The sequence below is a fragment of the Enterococcus sp. GC34 genome, from assembly GCF_040886645.1.
GTDB lineage: Bacteria > Bacillota > Bacilli > Lactobacillales > Enterococcaceae > Enterococcus > Enterococcus faecalis.
Genome location: NZ_JBFOEF010000026.1, coordinates 1 through 1,764, shown reverse-complemented (window position 1 = coordinate 1,764; position 1,764 = coordinate 1). Strand labels below are relative to the sequence as shown.

Annotated in this window: 1 rRNA gene; it reads left to right on the top strand. The window is 51.5% G+C overall.

Features of this window, described 5'->3' with window-relative positions:
• The first annotated feature begins 136 nt into the window (after positions 1 to 136).
• Positions 137 to 1,697, top strand: a 16S ribosomal RNA gene (locus AB3I72_RS13740).
• Positions 1,698 to 1,764: the final 67 nt, after the last annotated feature.

Here is a 1,764-nt window from a genome sequence, read left to right as displayed (position 1 = left end):
GAAAACTGAACAAAGAATAGACGAACCAAATGTGTAGGGCGTCTTGATTCAATTCAAGACAACAAACATTTTTAACAAGCAAGCAATATGCTAGCAAACAAATTGAGCTTAACAATCGCAAGATTGTTCTAACTTTTATTATGAGAGTTTGATCCTGGCTCAGGACGAACGCTGGCGGCGTGCCTAATACATGCAAGTCGAACGCTTCTTTCCTCCCGAGTGCTTGCACTCAATTGGAAAGAGGAGTGGCGGACGGGTGAGTAACACGTGGGTAACCTACCCATCAGAGGGGGATAACACTTGGAAACAGGTGCTAATACCGCATAACAGTTTATGCCGCATGGCATAAGAGTGAAAGGCGCTTTCGGGTGTCGCTGATGGATGGACCCGCGGTGCATTAGCTAGTTGGTGAGGTAACGGCTCACCAAGGCCACGATGCATAGCCGACCTGAGAGGGTGATCGGCCACACTGGGACTGAGACACGGCCCAGACTCCTACGGGAGGCAGCAGTAGGGAATCTTCGGCAATGGACGAAAGTCTGACCGAGCAACGCCGCGTGAGTGAAGAAGGTTTTCGGATCGTAAAACTCTGTTGTTAGAGAAGAACAAGGACGTTAGTAACTGAACGTCCCCTGACGGTATCTAACCAGAAAGCCACGGCTAACTACGTGCCAGCAGCCGCGGTAATACGTAGGTGGCAAGCGTTGTCCGGATTTATTGGGCGTAAAGCGAGCGCAGGCGGTTTCTTAAGTCTGATGTGAAAGCCCCCGGCTCAACCGGGGAGGGTCATTGGAAACTGGGAGACTTGAGTGCAGAAGAGGAGAGTGGAATTCCATGTGTAGCGGTGAAATGCGTAGATATATGGAGGAACACCAGTGGCGAAGGCGGCTCTCTGGTCTGTAACTGACGCTGAGGCTCGAAAGCGTGGGGAGCAAACAGGATTAGATACCCTGGTAGTCCACGCCGTAAACGATGAGTGCTAAGTGTTGGAGGGTTTCCGCCCTTCAGTGCTGCAGCAAACGCATTAAGCACTCCGCCTGGGGAGTACGACCGCAAGGTTGAAACTCAAAGGAATTGACGGGGGCCCGCACAAGCGGTGGAGCATGTGGTTTAATTCGAAGCAACGCGAAGAACCTTACCAGGTCTTGACATCCTTTGACCACTCTAGAGATAGAGCTTTCCCTTCGGGGACAAAGTGACAGGTGGTGCATGGTTGTCGTCAGCTCGTGTCGTGAGATGTTGGGTTAAGTCCCGCAACGAGCGCAACCCTTATTGTTAGTTGCCATCATTTAGTTGGGCACTCTAGCGAGACTGCCGGTGACAAACCGGAGGAAGGTGGGGATGACGTCAAATCATCATGCCCCTTATGACCTGGGCTACACACGTGCTACAATGGGAAGTACAACGAGTCGCTAGACCGCGAGGTCATGCAAATCTCTTAAAGCTTCTCTCAGTTCGGATTGCAGGCTGCAACTCGCCTGCATGAAGCCGGAATCGCTAGTAATCGCGGATCAGCACGCCGCGGTGAATACGTTCCCGGGCCTTGTACACACCGCCCGTCACACCACGAGAGTTTGTAACACCCGAAGTCGGTGAGGTAACCTTTTTGGAGCCAGCCGCCTAAGGTGGGATAGATGATTGGGGTGAAGTCGTAACAAGGTAGCCGTATCGGAAGGTGCGGCTGGATCACCTCCTTTCTAAGGAATATTACGGAAATACACATTTCGTCTTTACTTTGTTCAGTTTTGAGAGGTCTACTCTCAA